This is a genomic window from Thauera aromatica (assembly GCF_023093595.1).
GTDB classification, from domain to species: Bacteria; Pseudomonadota; Gammaproteobacteria; order Burkholderiales; family Rhodocyclaceae; genus Thauera; species Thauera aromatica_A.
Map to the genome: position 1 here is coordinate 1 of NZ_JALLIK010000079.1, position 25,477 is coordinate 25,477.

General features: G+C 68.8%; 20 protein-coding genes. 2 read left to right on the forward strand and 18 right to left on the reverse strand.

Annotated elements, in window-relative coordinates:
- The 4 genes from MXC99_RS02955 to MXC99_RS02970 all read right to left on the reverse strand — a co-directional run.
- Positions 1-92: hypothetical protein (locus MXC99_RS02955; protein WP_247723906.1), on the reverse strand; the 92-nt coding region annotated here is incomplete at its 3' end.
- Between the two features lie 84 nt (positions 93-176).
- The gene (locus MXC99_RS02960) at positions 177-401 is read right to left on the reverse strand and encodes a DUF2783 domain-containing protein (RefSeq protein ID WP_247724113.1); all 225 of its coding nucleotides are present in this window, start codon (positions 399-401) and stop codon (positions 177-179) included.
- A gap of 11 nt (positions 402-412) precedes the next feature.
- Positions 413-2,095 carry an FAD-dependent oxidoreductase gene (locus MXC99_RS02965; RefSeq protein WP_247724114.1) on the reverse strand — a complete coding sequence of 561 codons (1,683 nt, stop codon included), beginning with the start codon at positions 2,093-2,095 and terminating at the stop codon, positions 413-415.
- Between the two features lie 127 nt (positions 2,096-2,222).
- Positions 2,223-3,185, reverse strand: a complete 963-nt coding sequence (locus MXC99_RS02970; RefSeq protein WP_247724115.1) for an MBL fold metallo-hydrolase — start codon at positions 3,183-3,185, stop codon at positions 2,223-2,225.
- 207 nt (positions 3,186-3,392) lie between these two features.
- Here MXC99_RS02970 and MXC99_RS02975 point away from each other — a divergent pair, with 207 nt between their 5' ends.
- Positions 3,393-4,229: an IclR family transcriptional regulator gene (locus MXC99_RS02975; RefSeq protein ID WP_247724143.1), complete on the forward strand. Its 837-nt coding sequence runs from the start codon at positions 3,393-3,395 to the stop codon at positions 4,227-4,229.
- Between the two features lie 14 nt (positions 4,230-4,243).
- Here MXC99_RS02975 and MXC99_RS02980 read toward each other — a convergent pair whose 3' ends face one another.
- From MXC99_RS02980 to MXC99_RS02990, 3 genes are all read right to left on the reverse strand, one after another.
- Entirely contained in the window at positions 4,244-6,001 is a 1,758-nt protein-coding gene (locus tag MXC99_RS02980; protein WP_247724116.1) for a putative bifunctional diguanylate cyclase/phosphodiesterase, read from the reverse strand.
- Between the two features lie 129 nt (positions 6,002-6,130).
- A complete protein-coding gene (locus MXC99_RS02985) occupies positions 6,131-9,670 on the reverse strand; it encodes an EAL domain-containing protein (RefSeq protein WP_247724117.1) in 3,540 nt (1,179 codons plus the stop codon).
- A 71-nt stretch (positions 9,671-9,741) separates the two neighbouring features.
- Positions 9,742-10,965: an alpha-hydroxy acid oxidase gene (locus tag MXC99_RS02990; protein ID WP_247724118.1), complete on the reverse strand. Its 1,224-nt coding sequence runs from the start codon at positions 10,963-10,965 to the stop codon at positions 9,742-9,744.
- Positions 10,966-11,135: 170 nt separating this feature from the next.
- On the opposite strand from MXC99_RS02990, the gene trxC reads away from it, so the two are divergent.
- Positions 11,136-11,573 carry a thioredoxin TrxC gene (trxC, locus tag MXC99_RS02995; protein ID WP_247724119.1) on the forward strand — a complete coding sequence of 146 codons (438 nt, stop codon included), beginning with the start codon at positions 11,136-11,138 and terminating at the stop codon, positions 11,571-11,573.
- Between the two features lie 61 nt (positions 11,574-11,634).
- Here trxC and MXC99_RS03000 read toward each other — a convergent pair whose 3' ends face one another.
- From MXC99_RS03000 to MXC99_RS03050, 11 genes are all read right to left on the reverse strand, one after another.
- A complete protein-coding gene (locus MXC99_RS03000) occupies positions 11,635-12,018 on the reverse strand; it encodes a type II toxin-antitoxin system RelE/ParE family toxin (RefSeq protein WP_247724120.1) in 384 nt (127 codons plus the stop codon).
- Between the two features lie 4 nt (positions 12,019-12,022).
- The gene (locus tag MXC99_RS03005) at positions 12,023-12,298 is read right to left on the reverse strand and encodes a type II toxin-antitoxin system Phd/YefM family antitoxin (RefSeq protein WP_247724121.1); all 276 of its coding nucleotides are present in this window, start codon (positions 12,296-12,298) and stop codon (positions 12,023-12,025) included.
- A gap of 110 nt (positions 12,299-12,408) precedes the next feature.
- On the reverse strand, positions 12,409-13,425 hold the full coding sequence (locus tag MXC99_RS03010) for a quinone oxidoreductase family protein (RefSeq protein WP_247724122.1): 1,017 nt from the start codon (positions 13,423-13,425) through the stop codon (positions 12,409-12,411).
- 125 nt (positions 13,426-13,550) lie between these two features.
- A complete protein-coding gene (locus tag MXC99_RS03015) occupies positions 13,551-14,468 on the reverse strand; it encodes a LysR family transcriptional regulator (protein ID WP_247724123.1) in 918 nt (305 codons plus the stop codon).
- A 91-nt stretch (positions 14,469-14,559) separates the two neighbouring features.
- A complete protein-coding gene (locus MXC99_RS03020; RefSeq protein WP_282100124.1) occupies positions 14,560-15,837 on the reverse strand; it encodes a pyruvate dehydrogenase complex dihydrolipoamide acetyltransferase in 1,278 nt (425 codons plus the stop codon).
- Between the two features lie 49 nt (positions 15,838-15,886).
- Entirely contained in the window at positions 15,887-16,435 is a 549-nt protein-coding gene (locus MXC99_RS03025) for a VOC family protein (RefSeq protein WP_247724125.1), read from the reverse strand.
- A gap of 12 nt (positions 16,436-16,447) precedes the next feature.
- Positions 16,448-18,655 (reverse strand): alpha-ketoacid dehydrogenase subunit alpha/beta, encoded by a 2,208-nt coding sequence (locus MXC99_RS03030; protein WP_247724126.1) that lies wholly within the window; start codon positions 18,653-18,655, stop codon positions 16,448-16,450.
- Between the two features lie 71 nt (positions 18,656-18,726).
- Positions 18,727-19,791 (reverse strand): CobW family GTP-binding protein, encoded by a 1,065-nt coding sequence (locus MXC99_RS03035; protein ID WP_247724127.1) that lies wholly within the window; start codon positions 19,789-19,791, stop codon positions 18,727-18,729.
- 89 nt (positions 19,792-19,880) lie between these two features.
- Positions 19,881-21,380: an NAD-dependent succinate-semialdehyde dehydrogenase gene (locus MXC99_RS03040; protein WP_247724128.1), complete on the reverse strand. Its 1,500-nt coding sequence runs from the start codon at positions 21,378-21,380 to the stop codon at positions 19,881-19,883.
- A gap of 193 nt (positions 21,381-21,573) precedes the next feature.
- Positions 21,574-22,977 (reverse strand): dihydrolipoyl dehydrogenase, encoded by a 1,404-nt coding sequence (gene lpdA, locus MXC99_RS03045; protein WP_247724129.1) that lies wholly within the window; start codon positions 22,975-22,977, stop codon positions 21,574-21,576.
- Positions 22,978-23,041: 64 nt separating this feature from the next.
- Positions 23,042-25,192 carry a molybdopterin-containing oxidoreductase family protein gene (locus MXC99_RS03050; RefSeq protein ID WP_247724130.1) on the reverse strand — a complete coding sequence of 717 codons (2,151 nt, stop codon included), beginning with the start codon at positions 25,190-25,192 and terminating at the stop codon, positions 23,042-23,044.
- Positions 25,193-25,477: the final 285 nt, after the last annotated feature.

The following is a 25,477-nucleotide window of genomic DNA, read 5'->3' on the forward strand; positions in this document are numbered from 1 at the left end:
ATCGCCGGCACCGCGCGGCAGCGGGTGAGGTCGCGGCTGACGACGACCAGGGTGCCGTCGCGGCCGCCGTGCTTGAGGGTGGCGAGTTTCACTTGAACATCTCCTTGTAGCGGCCGTCCGCATGGTGGATCTTCTGGGCCGGCATGGCCGTCTCTCCCGTTCTCGTCAGGGGCGCTTCAGGCGCCTTCGCGGGCGATCCGCAGCGCCTCGCGCAACACCGAAATGTCGCCGATGTGGTTCGCCAGCAGCAGGATCAGGCGCGCGTTGACCATCGCGCTCTGCTCGTCGCCGAGGTCGCGGTGGGTTTCGATCAGCGCTTCGTAGAAATCGTCGCCGGGGGAAAACGCACGGAAATAGCGCTTGCCGGGTTCGAACAGGTTGGGCTGGGTATTCAGGGCCATCGCGGTCTCCTTTATGCGTTGCAGGTGGCACGGGCGAGGGCGGCGCGCACCTTCGCGGGGTCGAACGCGCGCCAGCGCGCGGCGACGTGCTGGTCGGGGCGGACCAGGTAGGCGGTGCCCGGCTGCAGGTCGTAGCGGTCGCGGATCCGGCCCTTGACATCGGTCAGGGTGCGCAGCCCGGCCGGCGCCGCGCCGCGCGCCGCGACCACGATCGGCTCGATCGGAATCGCGCCTTCGTTCAGGCCGTGCAGCGCGTCGACCGTGGCCGGCTCGAGCGCCGCAGCGTCGGCCACGTAATACAACAGCTGGAAGCGGTTCCCCAGCGCCTGGAGGAGCCACGGCCGGCCGGCCTCTGCACCGTCGACCGGGGCGTCGTCGAGCGGCGCGCCGGGCACCATGTCGCCGGCGAAGGGCTCACCGTCGGGCGTGTTCAGGGGCGACTCGGTGAGGAAGCTGGGCACCGACAGGCGGCCGGAATTGACCAGCGCGCGCGCGAACGGAAAGTGCTCGGCGAGGCCCAGCACGGCGTTGCGGAAGGTCTTGCTGACCGTGCTCTTGGGGGTGATGAAGTCGGTCGAGCGGGTCGAGTTCATGATGTTCTCGTCGGCGGCGAAGACGCGCTCCTCGCTGTAGCTGTCGAGCAGGGTGGCCGGCGCCTTGCCGTCGATCACCAGCTTGAGCTTCCACATCAGGTTGTCGGTGTCCTGGATGCCGGAGTTGGCGCCGCGCGCACCGAAGGGCGAGACCTGGTGCGCGGCGTCGCCGACGAAGAGCACGCGGCCGTGGTTGAAGCGGTTCATGCGGCGGCACTGGAAGGTGTACACGCTGACCCACTCGAGCTCGAACTCGCGGTCCTCATTTCCGTTGCCGCCGAGCATCGCCTTGATCCGCGGAATCACGTTCTCGGGCTTCTTCTCCTCTTCCGGGTCGGCCTGCCAGCCGAGCTGGAAGTCGATCCGCCAGACATTGTCGGCCTGGCGGTGGAGCAGCACCGACTGGTTGGGGTGGAAGGGCGGGTCGAACCAGAACCAGCGCTCCGTCGGGTACTCCGCCTTCATCACCACGTCGGCGATCAGGAAGCGGTCGTAGAAGACCTTGCCTTCGATGTCCAGCCCCAGCATGTGGCGGATCGGGCTGCGCGCACCGTCGGCCACCACCAGCCAGTCGGTGGACAGCGTGTAGGCGCCGTCGGGCGTCTCGACGCGCAGCGTGGCCTGCTCCGCCGCCGGGGTCACGCCGATGACGTTGTTCTTGAAGCGGATTTCCAGGTTGGGCAGCTGGCGGGCGCGCTTCACCAGGTAGTCTTCGAGGTAATACTGCTGCAGGTTGATCATCCCCGGGCGGTGATGATCGGGCTGCGGGCAGAGGTCGAAACTGAACACTTCCTCTTCACGGAAGAAGGTGCGGCCGACGTTCCACGACACCCCCTTGGCCACCATTTCATCGCCGCAGCCGAGGCGGTCGAGCACTTCGAGCGCGCGCTTGGCGTAGCACACCCCGCGCGAGCCGATCGACACGGTGTCGTCGTTGTCGAGCAGCAGCACGCGCTGGCCCTGCTGGGCAAGGTCGATCGCCGCGGCCAGGCCCACCGGGCCGGCGCCGACGATCACCACCGGGTAATGGCCGTCGCGCCCCTCGGCGATCTCGGGGGGGCGGACGTATTCGAATTTCGGGTATTTGAACGTGCTCAGCACGGGGGTCTCCTCCAATCATTGATTCGCTCCGGCCGCTGACCCTGGAGTGCGCCGGGCCGGAGTCCTGCGCCGCGCGCAAGCGCGGCCCGCTGTTACCAGCGCTGCCGGGGCAGGCTGCCCCCGGGCCTTACTGCTGCAGTGCGTGCCACATCTGCTGATCGCGCTCGGCAGTCCAGATGCGCGGGTCGCGGATGCCGCCGGCCTCGTCATGGGCGCGAGTGACGTCGAACGGCAGGCAGTGCTCGTAGATGAAGACCTGGCCGAACTTCGGGTCCATGTTCTTGCGCGTGTGGGCCATCGCCGCCTTCAGGTCATAGCCCATCGCCACCGCTTCCTGTGCGCTGCGGTACAGCGTGGTCACGAAGTCGCGGGTGTAGGCCAGTCCGGCCCGGACCTTGTCCGGCGTCACCAGCGCCGGGCCGCGGCCGGGGACGAGCTTGGCGAAGTTCATCGCCGCCAGGCGGTCCAGCGTCTGCGGCCAGTCGGCAAGGTAGGCATCGCCGGTGTAGCAGGCGGCGTCGGCCTCGACCAGGTCGCCGGAGAAGCAGATGTCCTGGGCGGGAAGATAGACGATGGTGTCGCCCTTGGTGTGGCCACGCCCGAGCTGCTTGATCTTCACTTCCAGCTTGCCCAGCCACAGCGTCATCTCGCCCTGGAAGGTCATCGTCGGCCAGGTCAGGCCGGGCACGCTCTCGACCGCCTGGAACAAACGCGGGAAGCGGCCGATCTCCGAATCCATGTCCTGCTGGCCGCGCTCGACGATCAGGTCCCGGGTGTCCTGGCTGGCGATGATCTGCTCGAGGCCTTCGTCCTTGTAGCCCGAGGCGCCGAGCACGCGCACCGCATGGTAGTGGGTGAGGACGACGTACTTGATCGGCAGGTCGGTGAGTTCGCGCACCTTGGCGATCACGCCCTGCGCCGCCACCGGGGTGGCGGTGGCGTCGATGATCATCACGCCGTCGTCGCCGATGATGACGCCGGTGTTGGGGTCGCCCTCGGCAGTGTAGGCGTAGGCGTTGTCCGAGAGTTTTTCCCAGCTGATCTGCTTTTCCTCGAGGTCGGCCTGGGAGGCGAATTGCTTAGTGCTCATGTCGGTTTCTCCGTTGTGGGTCGGGCGATGGGCAGATCATAAGCACGAGTTCGCTTATGGTCAATACGTTCGATATTGTTAAATTCGTCCGAACAAGCCATCATTGCCCCGGGCCGCCGCGCAGTGCGGGCGGCTTCACGTTAATATCCGCGCGATTGGGAGAAGACGATGGCGGAAAGCAAGCGCACCGGACCACAGGCAGACGACATGGCGGAGGCACCGGGCACGGATGCGCCCGCGAGCGAACGCGCCGACCGTCGCGGCATCCAGTCGATCGAAGTGGGCGGCGCACTGCTCCAGGCGCTGGTACGCAACCCCAGGCCGATGATGCTGAAGGATCTCGCCCGCGAAGCCGGGATGCCGCCGGCGAAGGCCCACCCCTACCTGGTCAGCTTCGGCAAGCTCGGCTTGATCGAACAGGATGCCCACAGCGGACGCTACGCGCTGGGTCCGTTCGCGCTCCAGATCGGCCTCACCGCGCTGCATGCGCTCGATCCGCTGAAGGCGGCGATGCCCGAAGTGGCGAAGCTCGCCGACGACATCGAGCTCAACGTGGCGATCGCGGTGTGGGGCAACCTCGGCCCCACCATCGTGCACATCGAGGAGTGCCGCAAGCAGATCCACGTCAACATGCGCCCCGGCACGGTGATGACGCCGCTGCTGCTGTCGGCCACCGGGCGCGTGTTCGCCGCCTTCCTCCCCGAGCGCATCATCCGCCCGCTGGTGCAGGACGAACTCAGCCGCTTCGCCGCCGCCGACCAGCCCGCCCTGCGCCTGTCCCAGCGCCATGCCGACGAAGTGCTCGGCGAAGTCCGCCGCCAGCGCCTGGCACGCGCGCTGGGCAATCCGATTCCCGGCATCAACGCCTTCTGCGCTCCGGTGTTCAATGCAACCGGCGGTCTCGCCCTGGCGATCACCGCGATGGGGCCGGCGGGCAGCTTCGACCCCGAGTGGGACGGCGACACGGCGACCCGGGTCAAGGCCTGCGCCGAGGAAATCGGCCGCCGGCTGGGAAACTGCGGTCCCCCGGCCGGCACCCCCTGACGCCCCGGGCGCGCTCAGCCCTGCTTCACATAGGCGCCGCGGACCAGCTCGCAGGCGGCCGCGGCCGGCACCGGGCGGCTGAGGTAGTAGCCCTGCACGACGTCGCACCGTGCAGTCTTCAGATGGACGATCTGCTCGAGCGTCTCGACCCCTTCGGCGACCACGCACAGGCCCAGCTTGTGCGCCAGAGCGACGATCGACTCGACGATCACCGCGTCGCTGGGGCGGTTGCGGATGTCACACACGAAGGCGCGGTCGATCTTGATCGTCCCGATCGGCATCGAGCGGATGTAGTTCAGGTTGGAGAAGCCGCTGCCGAAGTCGTCGAGGGCGATCGACAGGCCGAGGCCTTCGAGTGCGGCCAGCACCCGGCCGGCCTGCTCGACCGATTCCACCAGCCCGGTTTCGGTGATCTCCGCTTCGAGCAGCCGGCCTTCGAGCGCGTGCGCCTCGAGCTCGTCCCGGATGAAGGCGCATAGGTGATCGTCCTTCAGCTGGCGGGCGGAAACGTTGAACGCGACCGGCACCAGCGCCAGCCCCTCGGCGCGCCAGGCGGCCTGTTGCCGGATGCAGGCACGCACGACCCACTTGCCCAGTTCGACGATCTGGCCGGTCTCCTCGGCAAGCGCGACGAAGTCCTTCGGGAAGATCAGCCCGTGCTCGGGGTGTTGCCAGCGCACCAGCGCCTCCAGGCCGACGATGCGAAAATCCGACAGCCGCACCTTGGGCTGGAAGTGCAGCACCAGCTCTCCTTCGGCGATCGCCCGCGGCAGGCGCTGCTCGAGGCTGAACAGCCAGTCGCCGGCGCGGTTGAGGGAGTTGTCGTAAAAAGTGAAGCGGGCGCCGCCCGCGCGCTTGGATTCGTACATCGCCGCGTCGGCGTTGCGGCACAGGGTGCCGACATCGACGCCGTCGCGCGGAAAGACGGCGATCCCGATGCTGGTGCCCACTTGCAGGTCGTGACCGTCGAGGTCGGTGCAGGGCTGGCCGATCGCATCCACGAGCTTGGCGGCAAGCCGTTCGGCATCGGCGACATCCGAAAGCTCGGTCAGCAAGATGGCGAATTCATCTCCGCCCATGCGCGCGATCACGTCCGAAGCGCGCAGCGCCTTCCTCAGCCGCGCCGCGACCGCCTGCAGCAGCAGATCCCCGACGTGATGCCCGAGCGAGTCGTTGACGCCCTTGAAACGGTCGAGGTCGAGATACAGCAGCGCATAGTGGCGCGCGTTCCAGCGCGCCTGCCGCAGGTGCTTCTGCCCCAGTTCATTGAACACCCTGCGGTTGACCAGCCCGGTGAGGTGGTCGCAGGCCGCCGCCTCGACGGCACGTTTTTTCTCGCCCTCGAGCAGCACCATCTGCTCGCGCCCGCGCCGCGCCCCTTCGTTGAGCGCGTGCAAGCGCGCTTCCTCGCGGCGCAGGACGAGCGCCAGCCACAGCACCGCCACCAGCAGCGCCATGCTCAGCGCCGCGAGCAGCGGCGGCCCCGAAAGCGCCAGCGCCGCCGGAGCGGGCGGAACCGTTGCCCCGGCTTCGCCGAGAAGTCCGGCGACATGCCCCGTCATCGCCAACGCGATTTCCCGCGAAGGGAGGGCCGTCGCAGCCTGCGCGGAGTCGACGCGTGCCAGCCGCTGTTCGCCGACCAACCACCCCGCCACTGCCACGATCGACAGCGCGATACCCAGCGTCAGCGCCAGCGGCAGCCGCCAAGTGCCATTGCCCACCCCGCCCAGGGCGCGTGCGACGAAACCGCGACCAACGCGAACCGATGCCATCGAGACCATCCCCGCAAAAAAAAGAAGCCCGGGGATGGTGGGCTCCGCATGTTGCAGGGACGTGTCGACCGCCGGAGCAGGGGCTGCGGGCGGCACCGCCCTCGCCGCCCGCCCCTTCCCGCACGCCCGTCAGGCCGTCCGGACGGGCAGCGCCTCGACCGCCGCGAGCAGGCGGTCGCGCAGATGATGCAGCTGTTCCAGCCCGGCACGCGCCTCGTCGGCGCGACCGCCGGCATGCAGTGCCACGAGGGTATCGCCCAGGGTGTGGATGTCGCCATGCAGCGCACCGATCTCTTCAAGCGCCCGCGGCCAATCGCCGCTGCCGGGCTGCGCATCCAGCCATTTTCCGAAACGGCACTGGTGCGCGGCCAGGACCGGCGGCGTGTCATCGGCACCGGCCAGATAAGCCTCGATGCGCGCCACCCAGGCGCGATGCTCGACGCACGCGTACAGCCCCGGCAACGCCTCCGGAGGCAGGCGCAGCGTCCGCACCCAGGTCGGCGCCGGCCGCCAGCGGGACACCCAGGGCAGAACGTCCTCGGCCGGCATCGGGCGGGCGATGGCATAGCCCTGTGCCAGCTCGCACCCCAGCTGCAGCAGCATCCGCCCGTGCGCTTCCGTTTCCACCCCCTCGGCCACGGCCTCGCGGTGGAACGCGCCGGCCAGCCCCATCACCCCCTCCAGGATGGCGAGATCGTCCGGATCGTCGAGCATGTCGCGGACGAAACTCTGGTCGATCTTCAGTGTCCCGGCGGAGAGCTGCTTGAGGTAGGTGAGCGAGGAATAACCGGTGCCGAAATCGTCGATCGCGAAGCGCACGCCGAGCCGGGCGCATTCGTCGATGACCCGGGAGACGTGCTCGATGTCTTCGAGCGCCGAGCTCTCGAGCACTTCGAGCTCCAGCGCGCCGGCCGGCACCCCGGAGTGGGCCGCCAGCAGCGCGGTCAGTTCGTCGATGAAATCCACCTGCTGCAGATGATGGCCGGCAACATTGACGCTGACCGCGAGCAGCCGGCCCTGGGCCTGCCAGCGCTCGATCTGGGTCAGCGCGGCTTTGATCACCCAGCGCCCGAGCTCGACTTCGAGCGGATGCTGGACAAGGTGCGGCAGGAACGCTGCTGGCGGCAACAGGCCGTGCTCAGGGTGCTGCCAGCGGATCAGGGCTTCGGCGCCGAGTACCACACCGCTGCGCATATTGACCTTGGGCTGGTAATAGAGCACGAATTCACCGCGCTGCAGTCCCTCGCCGATCCGGTCGAGATGCCCATGGCGGATGCGCTGGCGGTCGTCCGCATCCACGTCGAAGGCGTGGTAGCGGTTCTTGCCGGCAAGCTTGGCCTGGTACATGGCCTGATCGGCCTGGCGCAGGAGCTGGTCGGGATCGACTTCCTCGCGCTGGGGGTAAGAGGTGGTGCCGATGCTGCCCGACACCCTCAGCATCCGGTGGTCGATCTCGACCGGCTCGGCAATGGCGCCGAGCAGGCGCTGGAGCACGGCGTGACCGCTCTCTCCCGGAAGCTGTTCGGTCAGCACCGCGGCGAACTCGTCGCCACCGAGGCGGGCGACCGTGTCCTGCTCGCGCACGCAGGCCTTCAGCCGGGTCGCGATCTCGCTCAGCACGCGGTCGCCGGTCTCGTGCCCGTAGGCGTCGTTGACCGCCTTGAAGCCGTCCAGGTCGATATAGGCGAGCACCACTCGCGCGCTCGTCCGCCGCGCATGCGCCATCGCCTGATCGAGGCGGTCCGCGAGCAGGCTGCGGTTGGGGAGGCCGGTCAGCTCGTCGAAATACGCCAGGTGCTCCAGCCGGGCCTCGCTTTCCTTCTGCCGCGAGATGTCGGAAAACACCGCAACGTAGTGCTGGAGCTGCCCATCGGCCCGGGTCACGGCCGAGATGGTCAGCAATTCGGGAAACACCTCCCCCGATTTGCGTCGGTTCCAGACCTCGCCCTCCCAGAACCTGTTCTCGTTCAGGTCGCGCCACATCCCCGCGTAGAACGCCGGTTCATGCAGCCCGGACTGGAGGATGCGCGGGTTCTTGCCGAGGACTTCGTCACGCTCGTAGCCGGTGATGCGGGTGAAGGCGTCATTGACGTCGAGAATGCCGCCTTCGGCGTCGGTGATGGTGATGCCTTCGCGGGCATGGCTGAACACGCTCGCCGCCAGTTCGAGGCGGGCTTCGGCCTGCTTGCGCTCGGTGACGTCCTGCAGCCTCGCCTGCACCAGGAGGCGGCCGTCGAGTTCGGTGCGGCTGAGGCGGATGTCGGTGATGAACAGCCGGCCGTCGTCGACCCTTCGGTGCGTCCACTCGAACGACGGCTTGCCACCTTCGAAGGCCTGCACGATGTACCGGTTCGCCGCGGTCAGGGAACTCTCGCCGTTCGCCTGCAGCTCGGGCGACAGCTGCCCCGGATGCACCCCGACGAGCTCGTCCCGGTCATGCGCGCCGAACATGCGGACCGCCGCCGGGTTGCAATCGACGATGGTGCCGCTGTCGATGACGAGGATGGCTTCCCCGGTCGACTCGAACAGGGTCCGGTAGCGGGCTTCCGAGTCGCGCAGCGCCACCGCCCGCTGGCGGACGCGCTGCTCGAGCAGCAGGTTGGCTTCGCTGAGCGCCTGCTCGGCCTGCTGCCAGCCCCGGCCGAAACGCAACGCCATGGCCAGTCCGAGCAGGCCGGTCAGCACCACCACCGCGGCGAACAGCCCGGCCGTGCTCCATACGTGCGCCGCGATCTGGTCATAAACTTGCTGGTCGTGCTGGAACAGGAACAGCCGCCAGCCGCTCGCCAGCTCGGCGTCGAACGCCCCCCAGGCGGTCCGTTCGGCATCGACCAGGCGCATGAAGCGGACCGGCGCATGCCGTTCCAGATCCGCCGCATGCGCCACCCCGCCACCGAACGGCAGGAAGAGATCCGTCGCATCCCACCCCGCCGCGACATTGAAGCGGGGATGGGCGGTCAGCGCCGGCAGCCGCCCCTGCGCCAGGCGCACCGGATCGCTATGGGCGATCGGCGTTCCCCGCCGATCGACCAGCACCGCCATTCCGAACGGATCGATCCGGTCGCGGGCGAGGAACCGGGACAAGCGCTCCAGGTGCATCACTCCGCCCAGGTGCAGGATGATCGTCCCCCGTGCATCACGTACGGGAAGATCGAACGCCACCGCCGGCACGCCGTCGGCGCCGACGAAACTGTCCGAGATGACCAGTTCGCCGGTGTTGCGGGCCTGCTGGAAATACGGCCGGTCGGCCAGGCTGTGCTGCTTCAGCCCGCGCTGCACGGAAAAAGGGTGGGCGAGGTAATGCTCCCCTTCGGGGGTGAGCACGAACAGCACCGAGAACGCGCCCTGGGCCCGCAACTGTTCGAGAATACGACGCTTGCCCTCGTCGAGCGGCTCGGGCAGGCCGTTGATCGCCGGGTCGATGCGGGCACGTTCGGCCAGATGGCCGAACTCCGGCGCGCTGGCGGCGAGGCGCAGCTGATCGACCGCGAAACCGATGTCCCGGTCCACGCCCGCGGCCAGCGCCGCGGCCAGGCTGCCGTGGTCCTCGCTCCAGCGCGCATAGGCCCAGTCATCGAGCAGGCCGCGCAAAACGACCAGCACCAACACCAGCGAAAGCAGGACTGGAACACTGACAATCGCAATGATGTGCCATCGTCTCAGCGGCATTCAGACCTCTTTCCGGTCGTTGACTGGAACCAGTCTACTGGATATCCCGGGGCCGCATGCACGCATCTCCTTCATGTCGTGACAAATTTCCCGTGCCCCCGAGCGGGCCAGGCACCCCGCTCCACCGAGCCGACGAAGCGGGCATCGACCGCCGCCATCTGCGGGCAGCCGATCAGCCCCAGGGTGCGCGCCATTTCGCTGCGCAGGATCTCCAGCGCGCGTGCCGCCCCGGCCCCGCCGGCGGCGGCCAGGCCGTACAGCGTCGCCCGCCCCGACATCGCCGCATCCGCCCCCAGTGCGCGCGCCTTGACGAAGTCGCTGCCGCGGCGCAGGCCGCTATCGACGATCACCGTCATTTCCGCCCCCACCGCCGCGCGCACCCCCGCCAGCTGCGCGATTGGCGCCGGCGCAGTGTCGAGCTGGCGCCCGCCGTGGTTGCTGACGATCACGCCGTCGGCACCCGCCGCCTGGGCGCACAGCGCATCCTCGGCCAGCAGCACCCCCTTCACCAGCAGCTTGCGCGGCCACTGCTGGCGCAGCCGGCGCACCTCGTCCCAGGTGAGCGAAGGGTCCATCTGCGCGGCGAGGAAGGTCGCAGCATTGCGCGCGCTGTCCTGGCCCGGCGGCAACGCATCGCCCAGGTTGCGAAAGCGCGGCACGCCGTGCGGCACCAGCACGTCGGCCACCCAGCGCGGATGGAAGGCGACGTCGATCAGGTTGCGCACGGACAGCCTCATCGGCGCGCGGTAGTTGCGGCGGTCCCATTCGCGGTTGCCGAACACCGCGGCGTCGGTGGTCAGCACGATCGCCTCCACCCCGGCACGCTCGGCGCGCCGGAGCAGCGCGTCGAGATTGGCGCGGTCGTTGAACGGGTAGATCTGCATCCAGTGGCGCACCCCGGTGGCGGCGATCTCCTCCAGCGCCAGCGTTGACACCATGCTCTGGCAGAACGGGATCCCCGCCGCGCGCGCCGCCTCGGCAAGCAGGCGGTCGCCTTCGTGGGTGAGCAGGCCATTGAAGCCGGTGGGCGCGATCACCGCCGGCATCGCGATGGGCTCGCCGAACAGCGGCACCGCCAGCTCGCAGCCCGAAACATCGACCAGGGTGCGCGGCAGCAGCAGCAGTTCGTCGAAGGCGCGGCGGTTGTGTGCGAGGGTGAGCTCGTCGTCGGCGCCGCCCTCGAGGTATTCGAAGCAGAAGTTCGGCAACCGGCGCGCCGCCATCGCCCGCAGCTCGGCGATGCTGTGCGCGCGGGCAGGGTCGCGGCCACGGTAGAGGCGACGTTTCGGAGTCACGGGAGGACTTCTTCCACGGAGGAGAAGCGCCCGATTGTACCCGCGCCAGCACCCCGATCGACGGCCCGCCGGCGCAAGGCGGCGGCGCCTCCCGCCCCGGCAGCGGACGTGCTTGAAGCGGGTCGAAGCGCCCCTATATGAGCAACACCTGATTTTCCCGGAAGCGCACCATGTCCGACTCCCTGCATCTGGTCTGCCCGCACTGCGATGCCGTCAACCGCATCCCCGCCGCCCGCCTCACCGACGCCCCCGCCTGCGGCCAGTGCAAGCGCCCGCTGTTCACCGCCAGTCCGGTCGAGCTCGACAGTGCACGCTTCGAGCGCCACCTCACGCGCAGCGACATTCCCCTCCTGGTCGACTTCTGGGCGCCCTGGTGCGGCCCCTGCCGCACGATGGCCCCCGCCTTCGCCCAGGCCGCCGGCCAGCTCGAACCCCGGGTCCGGCTGGCCAAGGTCGACACCGACGCAGAGCAGACCCTCGCCGCCCGCTTCGCTATCCGCAGCATCCCGACCCTCGCGCTGTTCCGGGGCGGGCGCGAAATCGCGCGCCAGGCCGGGGCGATGGGCGCGAGAGAGATCGTGCGCTGGGTGCGCAGCCAGGGCGGGTGAGGGTCGGGGTCGGGGTCGGGGTCGGCCAGGGGATCGAGGAAATCACTGCCGCATAGGCAGCTCAGGACTCTCCTGAATACACCAACTGCCGCTGATGCTTGATTGCCAAAAGCACCACATCGGTTTCGGAGTGTGCATAAAGCACGATGTGCTGGCCGACAACGTACTCCCGCAGGTGTGGCAAGCCGGCCTGCGCTGCCAGTTGCTGAACGGCATCGACCTTCAGCTTCGCTTGTGCAGACCTTGCCGACAGAAATCGCGCGGGCCGACCGCTCGCGGGAGACCATGCCAGCGCCGCGATCATCTCGCGGAGGTCGGCCTTCAGCCTGGCGGATCGAGCGCCGGCACTGTCGGCATCTTGAACCTGGAAAAACCGGAGAGCGGCTTCCAGGCTGATCTGGAAGTTCGGTGCAGCCTCGACAAGGGCGTTAGCAGGTAACGCCATGACTTCAGGACACCCCCTTCAGGAGGTCGGCATTCGATACGCGATGCCCTGCCAGAATCTCACGCAGCCCCGCTTCGGCCTCGGTCAACAGCACTAGGCTGGCGTGTTCCTCTTCCAGCGCATGGTAGTAATCGAGCCTCCTGGCATCGACGATGGCAACGTAGGCTGCGCCGTTCTTGGTCAGTAGTTTCTCCGCGCCGGCCACCACTTCATCGGATAGCTCGGTCAGGCGAGCGCGGGCCTCGCTGATCGGTACAACGTCTCGGGAAGCAAAGCTCATGACGGCGCTCTTTAAAAAAAACGTTAACGCTTAATGTAGCAGATCCCTGGGCATTGCGCTTGTTGCAGCCCTTGCCGGGTTTGCGCCTCATGAGTGCATCAGGTGGAATCTCACCCTTCGAGCACCAGCCGTTGACGTGCCCCGCCGAGCACCGCCCGATAGGCATCGACGGCGCGCTCGCGCGGATAGACGGCATCCGGCGGCGTCGCGAAGGGCTGGAGCGTTCCGGCGGCGAAGCCGGGGGCCAGTTCGTCGAGGATGCGCGCGCAGGCGATGCTGTCGAGGGCGAGCGAGTCGATGCCGACGTAGGTGTGCCGCCCGCGGTAAAACTGGAAGATGTCGAAGGGTACGGCGCGGTCGAGGGTCGAGATCAGGATCTGGCGCGCGCCGATTGCCATCGCCTGATTGGCGGCGGCGAAATAGGGGCTGCCCACGGTGTTGAAGACGATGTCGGCGCCCCGCCCGGCGGTGCGTTCGCGCATCTGCCCGGCGATGTCGCCGCGGTCGGCATCGATCAACTCGACCGGTGCGCAGGCATGGCCGGCATACGCTTCGCCGCGGCGGTTGACCGCGAACACGCGGGCGCCGCGCTGGGCGGCGAGCTGGATGGCGGCCTGGCCGACCTTGCCGTTGCCGCCCATCACCAGCACGACTTCTCCTGCAGCCGGCAGCCCGGCCCGCCGCAAGCCTTCGTAGGCGGTGACGAACGGCACGCCGACGGCGCCGGCTTCGCGCATACTCAGCGCGGCCGGCTTGATGCTGACCGCGTCGGCGTCGATCACCAGGTAACGGGCGTGGCTGCCGTCGCGCACGATGCCGAGATCGCCGCCGCTACCCCACACTTCCATGCCGACCAGGTGGGAAGGGCCGCCGACGATGACGCCCGCGTAGTCCCGACCCGGCGTCCGCGGCCACACCGCATGAGGCATCAGCCCGAGCGCGGCCTTCGCGTCGCTCGGATTGACCCCGGCGCTCCTGACCTCGACGATGCAGTGCCCGTGACTGAGGCGGGGATAGGGCTGGGGCACGATTACCGGCTGCAGCGACGCGGCATCGGCGGCTTTTTCGATCAGCCGCACCGCGACCACGGCGACCTCCTCACTGTTTTTCCGCTCATCGCCGATCATCCTCAAAGATGCGTCTGTCTTGACAGGAACATAACAGACGGCATCGCCGCATTCAGCGCCGATCGACACAAGCGATCAATCCAACCCGAGATCGAATTGCCCGCGGCGACGCGCGCGGCCCTGCCTCAGCCCGACTGGCGGGTCAGGATATCGGTGGCGGCGGTCCGCAGCTCGTGGAGGAAGGCGAGGCACACCGGCGACAGTTCGTGCTCCGCGCGATAAAACACCGCGATGTTCCATGCCGGCATCGGCGACTCCATGACGAGGGGCACGATCCCCCAGCGCGCAGCGGCCTTGTCGGCGAACAACCGCTTCGGCACCAGGGTGATGTAGTCGCCGCGCTCGACCAGGGTCAGAGTGGCGGCGAACGAGGCGCAGTCGATCGTACTCGAAGGCGGCTTGAGGCCCGAGGCGAGGAAGGTCTGCTCGAAGACGTCGCGGCCGCTGCGGCCGAGGCGGTAGATCACCCAGTCGGCGTTGACCAGGTCCATCAGCTTCTTCCGCGACGACGCCAGCGGGTGGCTCGCGCGCACCGCCGGAGTCACCCGGTCGGGCAGCAGCAGCTCGCACGACAGCCCCTCGTCGCGTGGCCGCTCGGGCATCAGGCAGATCGCGAAATCGACATCGCCGGTGCGCACCGACTGCAGCACGTCGGGATAGACGCCCTCCTGGATCTGGACCGAGACCCGCGGCCGCGAGCGTTTGAATTCGATCACCGCCTGCGGCGCCAGGCCGACGGAGACGGTCGGCGAAATGCTGATCCTGAGCTCGCCGGTCCCCGCCCCCACGATCGAATCGATGTCGTTGCGGGCCTCGCGCAACTCGGCCTCGACGACCTTGGCGCGGGCGATCAGGGCACGCCCGGCGGCGGTGGGGGTGACCCCGTGGGAGCCGCGGTGGAACAGCTCGACGCCCAACGACTCCTCGAGCTGGTGGATGCTCTTCGTCACCGACGACTGCGACAGGAACAGCACCTTCGCGGCCTGGCGGACGGTGCCCGCTTCGGCGACCGCGATCAAATGTTGCAGCTGGCTCAGCTTCATCCTGGCAAATTCCCTGATTCCCTTGTCGGCATGCGCGGGCGTCCCCGGCACCGCGCGCCGGCACGCCGCCGGGCGCGGTGGGCGACCCCCGCTACACCAGGATCGCGAGCGGATTTTCGATCAGGCGGCGGAATTCCGCCAGGAATTCCGCCGCCTGGGCGCCATCGACCACGCGATGATCGACCGACAGGGTGCAGCTCATCAGGGTCGCCACCGCGAGGCGGCCGTCGCGCACCACCGGGCGCGGCTCGCAGGCGCCCACCGCAAGGATGCAGGCCTGCGGTGGATTGACGATCGCGGCGAACTCGCGGATGCCGTGCATGCCCAGGTTGGAGACGGTGAACCCGCCGCCCTGGTACTCCTCGGGCTTGAGCCGCCCTTCCCGGGCGCGCCCGGCGAGCGCCTTGAGTTCGGCGGAAAGGCCGCCCAGGCCCTTGTCGTCGGCATGGCGCACGATGGGGGTGATCAGCCCGCCCGGCGTAGCCACCGCCACCGCGACGTCGACCGCGGCGAAGCGGCGGATCGCCGTTTCCGTCCATGCCGCATTGCACCCGGGGACGCGCCGCAGGGCGAGCGCCACCGCCTTGACGACGAAATCGTTGACCGACAGCTTGTTGCCGTCGAACTGGGCGTTGAGCTGCGCGCGCAATGCGAGCAGCGCATCGACCGCGCAATCGATGCTCAGATAGAAGTGCGGGACGGTGCGCTTGGCTTCTCCCAGGCGCTGAGCGATCACCCGCCGCATCGCCGAATGCGGAATGTCCTCGAAGACGGCACCGGCCGACGGCGGCACAGCCGTTCCCGCCACGGCCACCGTGGATGCCGGCAGCGGTGCGGTCCCGCCTGGCGCCAATGCGGCAAGCGGCGCCGGGGCCTCGGCAGCCTGCCGCGCAGCGTTTTCGACGTCGGCGCGCAACACCCGGCCATGCGGCCCACGGCCGCGCACGGCAGCCAGGTCGACGCCCGTTTCGCGGGCCAGGCGCCGCGCCAGCGGGCTAGCCGGAATCCGCTCGTGCGCAGCGGCCGGTGACACACCACCCGCCGCGGTGACGGCCGGCACAGGCGCGGCGGGCGCCGGGCTGGGTGCCGGACCGGGCGTCACCGCAGCGGTCCGCGCAGCCGTGGCCAGGGCCGCCGGGTCCTCGCCGTCGACGGCGATCAGCCCAACCACGCTCTCCACCTGGACGCCTTCACTGCCTCCAGCCGCGAGGATCCTGCCGAGAATGCCGCGCGCCGGGGCAACCGCCTCGACCACCGCCTTGTCGGTCTCGATCTCGAGCAGCGCTTCGCCGCGCTCGACCGCTTCGCCTTCCTGCTTGAGCCAGCGCAAGATGTTGCCTTCGCTCATCGACGCTCCGGTCGATGGCATGAGAATTTCAACGGGCACGATGATTGCCTCTCTGATCGGTGTTCAAGATTCACTGCGCCGGCCGGGCCGGATGCCACAGCCGCCGCTCGGTGCCGCGCTCATAGCCCTTGCCGTCCGGGAAGCTCACCAGTTCGAGCTGCATCCCCCACGGCGCGAGGAAGTAGACCCAGGTCTGGCCGGCATTCGGCCCGCTCGTGCGTACCGTCGGTTCGCCGAGGATGCGCACGCCGTGGGCGCGCAGGTGGGCGAGCGCGGCATCGATGTCGTCCACATAAAAGGCAAGGTGGTGGCCGCCGACGTCGCTGTTCCTCGGTTGCCGGCGGTTCTGGCCGGGAGCGTCGTATTCGAACAGCTCGAAATTGGACCCGTGGCGGCAGCGCAGGAACTTCAGCCGTCTCATCACCGCGCGCGGATGCACATCGAGGTGGGCGGCCATCCAGTCGTCGGCGGCGGCGAATGGTCCCAGCTCGTAGAACGGCTCGCAGCCGATCACCCCGACGAAGAAATCGACCGCCTCGTCCAGATTCGGCACGGTGAAGCCGATGTGGTCGGTGCCGCGCAGCCCGGGCAGCCCTGCGGTTTTCAGACTCGAAGACATCGCCGCGCCTCCTTAGCCCAGTGCCTGTGCGGTTTGCGCCAGCGGACGACCGGCGTCGGCCATCATCGCGATGAAGCCGGCACGCACCTCATCGGCACCGACGAAGGCGGCGCGCTCGAGCACCTTGGAGACGTTCGGCGCCGCCTCGCCGCCATGGATGCGCTTGACCGGCTGGTCAAGGTGGTCGAACAGCCGGCGCTGCACCTCGTCGGCGAGCAGCGCGCCGTAGGACGCGGTCAGCGAGCCTTGTTCGAGGATGACCACGTTGTTGGTCTTACGCACGCTGTCACCGATCGTCTCCCAGTCGATGCCGGCGCGATCGAGCGAGCGCAGGTCGATCACTTCGGCGTCGACGCCGAGCTCGTCGGCGACCTTCACCGCAAGCGGGGTCATCGCCAGGTAGGTCAGCACGGTAAAGGCCGTGCCGGGACGCACCACCTTCGCCTTGCCGAGCGGGATGTAGTAGTCGAAATCCTCCAGCGGGCCGGGGGCGGTGGTGTTGTACAGGCCGACGTGCTCGATCACCAGCACCGGGTCATCGCACTGGAGAGCGCTGTTCATCAGACCGACGTAGTCGAACGGGGTCGACGGGGCGACGATCCGCCACCCGGGCCACATCGCATAGAGGCCGGCGGGGTCCATCGAATGCTGGGAGCCGTAGCCGGTGCCGATCGCGCACTTGCTGCGCAGCACCAGCGGCACCGCCATGTCGCCGCCGAACATATGGCGCGCCTTGCCGATCTGGTTGAACAGCGGGTCGGCGGCGACGAGGGCGAAATCGGCATACATCAGCTCGACCACCGGGCGGTAATGGCCTTCCATCGCCACCCCGCCGGCCAGCCCGACGAAGCCCTGCTCGGCGATCGGGGTCGGCACGATGCGGTCCGGAAAGCGCGCCGCCAGCCCGCGGGTCGCGCCGTTGGTGCCGCCGTTGAGCTTGTGGATGTCCTCGCCGAGGCAGAAGATGCGCTCGTCGCATTCCATCCGCCGCGCCATCACCCCGGCCACCGCGCCGATGAACTTGACCTCGCCCACCTTGCCGCTCGCGGTTTCCAGTTCTTCGCAGCGGACGCCGGCGAGTTCGGCCAGGTCGCCGCGCACGCCCTCGTCGCGGAACGTGGCCTGGGGCCACAGTACAGGGACGATGCGGCGCTTGCTGCCGTCCTTTTCGGTGAGCCGGGCGGCGATTTCAGCCATGCAGGCGCGCGCCCCTGCGCGCAGCGCGGCATCCTCGTCGGCGCTCAGCCAGTCGCGCTCGATCATGCCTCTGGCCAGGCAGGCGAGGGGGTCGCGGGCGCGCCAGGCGGCCTCTTCGTCCTTGCTCCGGTAGCCGAAGGCGCTGCCCGGCAGGCCGCCGCCATGGTGGAAGTAGCGATACACCTCGGCCTCGATGATGTACGGCCCCTGCCCGGCACGCATCGCATCCAGCGCCATCTGCGTGGCCACGCGCACTGCCACCGGGTCCATCCCGTCCACGCGCAGCGCCGGAATGCCGTAGGCGCCGCCGCGCGAGGACAGCCGCGTCTCGCGTGTTTCTTCGCTCAGCTTGGTCGACACCGCGTAGCCGTTGTTCTCGATGAAGAAGCACACCGGCAGCGACCACAGCGCGGCCAGGTTCATCGATTCGGGCACGGCGCCGATATTGACCGCCCCGTCGCCGAGGAAGGTGAACGCGACATCGCCCGCGCCGCGGCGCTTGCACGCCCAGGCGGCGCCGGTGGCGAGCGGCACGCCGCCGCCGACGATGGCGTTGGTGCCGAGCGCGCCGGCCTCGGCCCAGCGCAGGTGCATCGAACCGCCCCGCCCGCGGCAGTAACCGTCGGCAAGGCCGAGGATTTCGGCGAGCGCGCGGTAGAGCATGGTCCTGACTCCCTCGGACAGCGGCGTGCGCCGCGGGTCGGCCTCGCCGCGGTCGAGATGGGCGAGGCACTTGGCGAGGAACTGGTGGTGGCCGCGGTGCGAGCCGGTGATCAGGTCCGAGGAGCGCAGCAGCGACACCGCGCCCACCGCGCCGCCGTCCTGGCCGATGCTGGAGTGGGCGGGGCCATGGACCAGCCCTTCGCCGTCGAGTTCGAGCACGGTTTCCTCGAAGGCGCGCACCAGGTGCAGGTGGTGCAGCATCCGCAACACGGTGGCCGAACCCAGGTGGTCCCAGTCGTCGGCGGTGGCGACCACTTCCTGCCAGGGGGCGTGGTAGTGGAGATCGATTGTTTTTGGCATTTCCGTTCCTTTCAATCACCGGTGCCGGGCACTGCGCAGCGGCGCACGACGGCATCGGTTCGATTCGAAATTCAGGCCGCGGCCTGCGCCGGCCCGCCACTGGCGCGCGCCCGGGCAAGGAGGGCGCGGGCCTGCATGCGCTCCATCAGGCCGAGCATGTCCTCGATCTCGTCCTGCTCGATGTCGAGGGTGATGAAGACGAGCCGGGTACGCCGGTCCGGCCCTGGCCAGCGCTCCAGCCAGGCCGGCTCGTGCAGCAGGGCCTGCGCTCCCTGGACGACGGCGGGGCGATCCGGGCGCTGGGCGACGTGGACGATGCCCTTCAGGCGCAGCAGCCGGGGCCCCAGATGTTTGCCCAGCCCGGACAGGAAGAGCGCGAGCGCGCCTTCGTCGATCGCCTCGTCGCGCACGACACAGAACGAGCGCACCCGCCCGCTGTGCCGCCCATGGCGGCATGCCTGCCGCCCCCGGTAGGCGGTATCGCGCAACCAGCGCCCGATCTCCCCGCCCTGTTCCGGATCGAAGGGTGCGGCACGGACGAGCTCGTCGATCGCCGCCGCGGCGGTGCCGAGCGTCGCCCCCGGATTGACCTGGCGCAACATCCGGGTCAGCTCGGCCACGGTGGCTTCGGCAGCAGCGTCGGGCAGCATGTCCTGCTTGGTCAGCACGATGCGGTCGGCGACGGCGAGCTGCCTGGCCGCCTCCAGGTGGGTGTCGAGGGTGGTCATGCCATTGACCACATCGACCGTCGCCGTCACCGTATCGAAGCGGTAGCGCGCACGCAGCGAGGGTTCGGCGAGCAGGGCCTGGATGAGGGGGCCGGGGTCGGCCAGGCCGGAGGTCTCCACCACGACCCGCGCAAAGCGCGTGACCGCCCCCCGCGCACGGCGCTGATGCAGATCATCCAGGGCCTGGACGAAGCTGCCCCGCACCGCGCAGCACACGCAGCCGTTGGGCAGAAGCACCACCGAACCGTCGCCGGCCTCGACCAGCTCGTGATCGAGCCCGATCTCGCCGAACTCGTTGACGATCACCGCCGTGTCGGACATCCCGGGCTGGCGCAGCAGGCGGTTGAGCAGCGTGGTCTTGCCGCTGCCGAGAAAACCACTGAGGATGGAAACTGGAATCCGGCTCATGACACCTCCCCCGGCCACTGGCGGTGCAGCGCGCTGGCGCCGCGTTTGACGTTTTTTGCTTCCCCGGATCAGGCCGTACGGCCCTCGCCTCATGCCGGAATCGCGTTGCAAGCGCCGACCCCCCCCATCGCCAGGTACTTGATCTCGGTGTACTCGTCGATGCCGTAGCGCGACCCCTCGCGCCCGATCCCCGACGCCTTGATGCCGCCGAACGGCGCCACCTCGGTAGAGATGTGTCCGGTATTGATGCCGACCATGCCGTACTCGAGCGCCTCGGCCACGCGCCAGGCGCGCCCCAGGTCGCGGGTGTAGAAATAGGCGGCGAGCCCGTACTCGGTGTCGTTGGCGAGGCGGATCGCCTCGTCCTCGTCCTCGAACGCGAACAGCGGCGCCAGCGGGCCGAAGGTTTCCTCGCTCGCCACCTTCATCGCGCACGTCACCCCGGTGAGCACGGTGGGCGAAAAGAACAGCCCTTCATCGGAGAGGCGGCGCCCGCCGGTGAGCACCTTCGCGCCCTTGGCGACGGCATCCGCGATGTGTTCTTCGACCTTGCGCACCGCACCGGCGTCGATCAGCGGCCCTTGGGTGACGCCGGCCTCGAAACCGTTGCCGACCTTCAGCGTTTCCACCCTTTCCTTGAGGCGGGCGGCGAAGTCGTCATAGACCGTGCGCTGGACGAGCAGCCGGTTGGTGCACACGCAGGTCTGTCCGCTGTTGCGGTACTTCGACAGCATCGCCCCGTCGACCGCCGCATCGAGATCGGCATCCTCGAACACGATGAAGGGGGCGTTGCCGCCCAGCTCCAGCGACACTTTCTTGACCGTGTCCGCGCACTGGCGCATCAGCACCTTGCCGACCTCGGTGGAGCCGGTGAAGGTGAGCTTGCGCACCACCGGGCTCGCCGTCAGCTCGCCGACGATCCGGGCCGGCGAGCCGGTGAGGACGTTGAACACCCCTTTCGGCACCCCCGCGCGCGCGGCCAGCTCGGCCAGTGCGAGCGCCGAGTAGGGCGTCGCGGTCGCCGGCTTGACGATCATCGTGCACCCGGCGGCGAGCGCGGGCCCGGCCTTGCGCGTGATCATCGCCGCGGGGAAGTTCCACGGCGTGACCGCGGCGCACACGCCGACCGGCTGCTTGATGGTGACGAGGCGCTTGTCGGCCTGGTAGGTCGGGATGGTGTCGCCGTAGGTGCGCCTGGCCTCCTCGGCGAACCATTCGATGAACGATGCGGCATAGGCGATCTCGCCGCGCGCCTCGGCCAGCGGCTTGCCCTGCTCGGCGGTCATGATCCGCGCCAGGTCTTCCTGGTGCGCCAGGATCAGCTCGTACCAGCGCCGCAGGATCGCGCTGCGCTCCTTCGCCAGCTTCGCCTGCCACTGCGGAAAGGCGGCAGCGGCGGCCTCGATCGCGCGCCGGGTCTCGGCCACCCCCAGATCGGGAACGCTGCCCAGACAGGCGCCGGTCGCGGGGTCGAATACGGCCAGCGTCGCCCCGCCATCGGCCGCCACCCACGCGCCATCGACATAGCAGCGCTGGCGCAGCAGGCCGGGATCGGTCAGCTCAAGGCCGGAGAAAACCAGGTCGTTCATGAATCGCCCTCGAAGATTTTCGGAAATGGACTGCGTGTCGCCGCGCTCGTGCCGCGCTCGCCTGCATCGGCAAGGGCATTCTAGGCAGGCAGGCGATCGCCAAGTGATTCAATCTTCGAGCAGCAAGATTCAGTATGGCGATCACCATTCACGCCAGTCGGCGCGCGGCGACCCGCTTGCCGGCGCGCAGCAATCAGACGTGAATCGCCCGCCCGTAGGCGGCGAGCACCGCCTCGTGCATCGTTTCCGACAGCGTCGGGTGGGGGAACACGGTGGCGATCAGCTCGGCTTCGGTCGCTTCCAGCGTCCTCGCCAGGGTGTAGCCCTGAATCAGCTCGGTAACTTCGACACCGATCATGTGCGCTCCGAGCAACTCGCCGGAGCGGGCGTCGAACACCGTCTTCACCAGCCCTTCAGGCTCGCCGAGAGCGATCGCCTTGCCGTTGCCGACGAAGGGAAAGCGCCCGACCCGGACTTCGTGGCCCTGCTCGCGGGCCTTGCGCTCGGTCAGGCCGACGGAGGCGATCTGGGGGTGGGAATAGGTGCAGCCAGGGATGTTGCGCAGTTCCAGCGGATGAACATCGGCGAGACCGGCGATCGCCTCGACGCAGATCATCGCCTCGTGGCTCGCCTTGTGCGCGAGCCACGGCGGCCGGGTGACGTCGCCGATCGCGTAGAGGCCGGGTTCGTCGGTGCGGCACCGCGGGTCGGTGACGATGTGGCCGCGCTCGAGCCTCACCCGGGTGTGCTCGAGGCCGAGATTTTCGGTGTTCGGGGTGATGCCGACAGCGACGATGACGCGGTCCACGGTGAGTTCCTCGGCCGCTCCGCCCGCCTCGATGCGGACGGTGACGCGCTCGGCCGACTTGCGCGCGATGCTCGCCTTCGCCCCGGTGAGGATGCGCATGCCCTGGTCCTCGAAGGACTTGCGCGCCAGCGCCGAGATGTCCTCGTCCTCCACCGGGAGGATGCGGTCCATGACTTCGACCACGGTCACCTGGCTGCCGAGGGCGTGGTAGAAACTGGCGAACTCGATGCCGATCGCCCCCGAGCCGACGATCAGCAGCGACTTCGGCAGCACGTCGGGGGTCATCGCCTTGCGGTAGGTCCACACCAGCCTGCCGTCGTCTTCCAGCCCGGGCAGCTGGCGGGCGCGTGCACCGGTGGCGAGGATGAGGTGAGGCGCCGCGTAGGTGCCCGCGTCCGCCCCGCCCCGGGTCACCGCCACCCGACCCACGCCCGCCAGCCGGGCTTCGCCCTCGATGACGCTGACTTTGTGCTTGTTCAGCAGGTGGCGGATGCCGCCATTGAGCTGGGCGGCGATCGCACGCGAGCGCTGCACGATGCGCTCGAGATCGAACTTCGGCTCCGGCACCGACACGCCGTACTCGGCGGCGTGCCGCGCCAGGCGCCCGACCTCGGCCGAGCGCAGCAGCGCCTTGGTCGGGATGCACCCCCAGTTCAGGCAGATCCCGCCCAGGTGCTCGCGCTCGACCACCGCGGTCTTCATCCCGAGCTGGGCGGCGCGGATCGCCGCCACATAGCCGCCCGGCCCCGCCCCCACCACGATGAGGTCATAGCTGTTGTTGTCGGTCATGAATCGAATCGGAAAAGTAAGCGGCGCTGCACCCTCCCTCGGAGGGCGGCAGCACGAGGGTTGATCAGTCGGCCTTGCCGACCCGGCACAGCAGCGCACGCAACTGGTAGGTCCCCATCGCCGGGTCGTAGGGCGGCTGGTTGTCGGTGAGCAGGTTGACGTTCGACTTCCATACGCCGTACTCCGGGCCGTCTTCCTCGGGGAACCACCACGCATGCTCGGCATTGATCACCCGCGGATCGATCCCGGTGGTCAGCTTCGCGCGCTGCTTCATGCGCCCGCGCCGGGTCTCGACCCACATCCAGTCGCCGTCCGCGATCCCCAACGCAGCCGCGGTATCGGGGTGGATCTCGGCTCGCGGCTCGCGGCGCGCCTTGCGCACCCGTTCGATCTGGCGGTGCTCGGAGTTGAAGAAGAACGGAATCCGCCCACCGGTGGTCAGCACCAGCGGATACTCGCCGGCGACCTCAGGGGCGCTGAGCGGGCTCTCCGGCGGCTCCTCGTAATAGGGCAGCGGCGCATAGCCCATCTGCTCCATACGGGTGGAATACAGCTCGATCTTCCCGGTGGGCGTGCGAAAGCCTTTTTCCTCGTACTTCCTGTACTTGATCGGGATATTCACGAAGCCGCGCTCGGTGAGTTCCTGGAACGTGAGGCCGAGGCCTTTGAGCTGGGCGTCGAGCACGTCGCGCACCGGCTCGGTGCAACTGTCGAGCTTCATCCGCCGCGCCAGCTCGACGAAGATCTCTTCGTCGGCCTTGCACTCATGCACGCGCACCGCGCGCTGCTGGCCGAGGACGACATTGGCGGCGATGGTCGGCAAGCCGGCGATCTGGTCGAGCTCGGGCCACGACGCCGCGGGCAGCACGATGTCGGCCAGCTCGGCGGTCGGCGTCATGAACAGGTCGGCATTGACCATGAAGTCGAGCTTCATCAGCGACTCGTACACCAGCGAGCTGTTGGCATAGGTGGTCAGGGTATTGTTGCCGAACACGAGGAAGGCCTTGACCGGATACGGCTTGCCTTCGCGCATGGCCTGGAGCAGGGTCGGGATGTGCGCCGCCGGCAGGTCGGCGCCTTCGCCCGCGAGCATCTTGAAGCGGTCCGCACCCAGGCGCCTGGCGTTGGCCTCGGGGCTGAGCTTCTCGATCAGGCTGGGGAAGCGGCCGATGCCGTGCATGCCGAACACCCAGCCGCCGGGCACCTCGATGTTGTTGGTCAGCACCGGGATCATCGACAGCGCACGGATGGTCTGGATGCACTTCGGCGTATGCTCGATCGCACAGCCCCACTCCAGCAGCGCCGGCTTGGTGCGCGCAAAGAGGCGCGCTGCGGCACGGATCTTGTCGGCCGCCACCCAGGTGATCGGTTCGGCCCATTCCGGCGTGTATTGCGCGACGTGGCGGGCGAGTTCGTCGAAGCCGTGGGTCCATTCACGCACGAACGGCTCGTCGTAGAGCTTCTCGCCGATGATGACGTTGAGCATCGCCAGGCCGAGGGCGTCGTCGGTGCCGGGGCGCAGCTGCAGCCACAGGTCGGCGCGCTTCGCCAGCTCGGTCTCGCGCGGGTCGACGACGATGACGTGCTTGGCCGCCGCCAGCGAATCGCGCACGTTGAAGCGGGTCTCGCCGTCGGGGCCGGAGTTCACCGGGTTGTGCCCCCAGTACATGACACACTGTGCCGGAGTGTCGCCGGTGAAGTCGCACACCGGGTAGTCGCCCATGGTCAGGATGCAGGTGTTGACCCGGGGGTGGAAGCACTGGGCGAAGCCGGGCTCGCACCAGTTGGGCGTGCCCAGCGCATTGCCGAAGCGCGACACCCAGCGGATGTGGTGGCGCCCGGTGCCGGTGCCGAGCGCGATCGACTCCGCGCCGTACTGCGCGCGGATCGCCAGCAGGCGCTCGGAGATTTCGTCCAGCGCCTCGTCCCAGCTGATCCGGTCCCACTCCCCCGAGCCGCGCTTGCCGCGGCGGCGCAGCGGGTATTTGAGGCGGTCGGGGTGGTAGACGAGGTCGCGGGTCACGGTGCCGATCGGGCACAACCGGCCGCGGTTGAGCGGGGAGTCGGGGTCGCCCTCGACCTTGATCAGCTCGCCGTCCCTGACGTGGAGCAGCGTCCCGCAGCCACCATGACAGGAACGGCAGACGCTTTTCAGGACCCGGGTGCCGGCACCGGCCTGCGCCGCGCGGGCGCCCTCCAAAACAGCTTGATTCATCGCAACCCATCCTCCAGTCGTGCGGGCCACGGTCGAACCGCGGCACTCCGTTGTCCGCCATCGGGCGATGGCACCGTTTTTTCCAAGCTTACGCCGTGGGTCGCTACCGCCCCGATACCGAATCTTCCAAACTTGATCGATTCCGCCAAACGCCTGCCGGGGAACGCACCGCCTCGCCGGCCCCGCGCCTTCCGCTGCCCGCCCCCATGACGCGCGTCCGGCCCGGCGCGCACTGGCGCTGGTCCGCCGCAAGGTGTTCACTGAACGCGATCAAGACGGGAAGAT

Excerpts from the sequence above, each read along its gene's own strand:
- MXC99_RS03040 (WP_247724128.1), bottom strand. The coding sequence starts at position 21,380 with ATGAACGACCTGGTTTTCTCCGGCCTTGAGCTGACCGATCCCGGCCTG.
- MXC99_RS02980 (WP_247724116.1), bottom strand. The coding sequence starts at position 6,001 with ATGGCATCGGTTCGCGTTGGTCGCGGTTTCGTCGCACGCGCCCTGGGC.
- MXC99_RS02985 (WP_247724117.1), bottom strand. The coding sequence starts at position 9,670 with ATGCCGCTGAGACGATGGCACATCATTGCGATTGTCAGTGTTCCAGTC.
- MXC99_RS02975 (WP_247724143.1), top strand. The coding sequence starts at position 3,393 with ATGGCGGAGGCACCGGGCACGGATGCGCCCGCGAGCGAACGCGCCGAC.
- MXC99_RS03025 (WP_247724125.1), bottom strand. The coding sequence starts at position 16,435 with ATGTCTTCGAGTCTGAAAACCGCAGGGCTGCCCGGGCTGCGCGGCACC.
- MXC99_RS03035 (WP_247724127.1), bottom strand. The coding sequence starts at position 19,791 with ATGAGCCGGATTCCAGTTTCCATCCTCAGTGGTTTTCTCGGCAGCGGC.
- MXC99_RS03005 (WP_247724121.1), bottom strand. The coding sequence starts at position 12,298 with ATGAGCTTTGCTTCCCGAGACGTTGTACCGATCAGCGAGGCCCGCGCT.
- MXC99_RS03010 (WP_247724122.1), bottom strand. The coding sequence starts at position 13,425 with ATGATCGGCGATGAGCGGAAAAACAGTGAGGAGGTCGCCGTGGTCGCG.
- MXC99_RS03020 (WP_282100124.1), bottom strand. The coding sequence starts at position 15,837 with ATGCCATCGACCGGAGCGTCGATGAGCGAAGGCAACATCTTGCGCTGG.
- lpdA (WP_247724129.1), bottom strand. The coding sequence starts at position 22,977 with ATGACCGACAACAACAGCTATGACCTCATCGTGGTGGGGGCGGGGCCG.
- MXC99_RS03030 (WP_247724126.1), bottom strand. The coding sequence starts at position 18,655 with ATGCCAAAAACAATCGATCTCCACTACCACGCCCCCTGGCAGGAAGTG.
- MXC99_RS03015 (WP_247724123.1), bottom strand. The coding sequence starts at position 14,468 with ATGAAGCTGAGCCAGCTGCAACATTTGATCGCGGTCGCCGAAGCGGGC.
- MXC99_RS02960 (WP_247724113.1), bottom strand. The coding sequence starts at position 401 with ATGGCCCTGAATACCCAGCCCAACCTGTTCGAACCCGGCAAGCGCTAT.
- trxC (WP_247724119.1), top strand. The coding sequence starts at position 11,136 with ATGTCCGACTCCCTGCATCTGGTCTGCCCGCACTGCGATGCCGTCAAC.
- MXC99_RS03050 (WP_247724130.1), bottom strand. The coding sequence starts at position 25,192 with ATGAATCAAGCTGTTTTGGAGGGCGCCCGCGCGGCGCAGGCCGGTGCC.
- MXC99_RS03000 (WP_247724120.1), bottom strand. The coding sequence starts at position 12,018 with ATGGCGTTACCTGCTAACGCCCTTGTCGAGGCTGCACCGAACTTCCAG.
- MXC99_RS02970 (WP_247724115.1), bottom strand. The coding sequence starts at position 3,185 with ATGAGCACTAAGCAATTCGCCTCCCAGGCCGACCTCGAGGAAAAGCAG.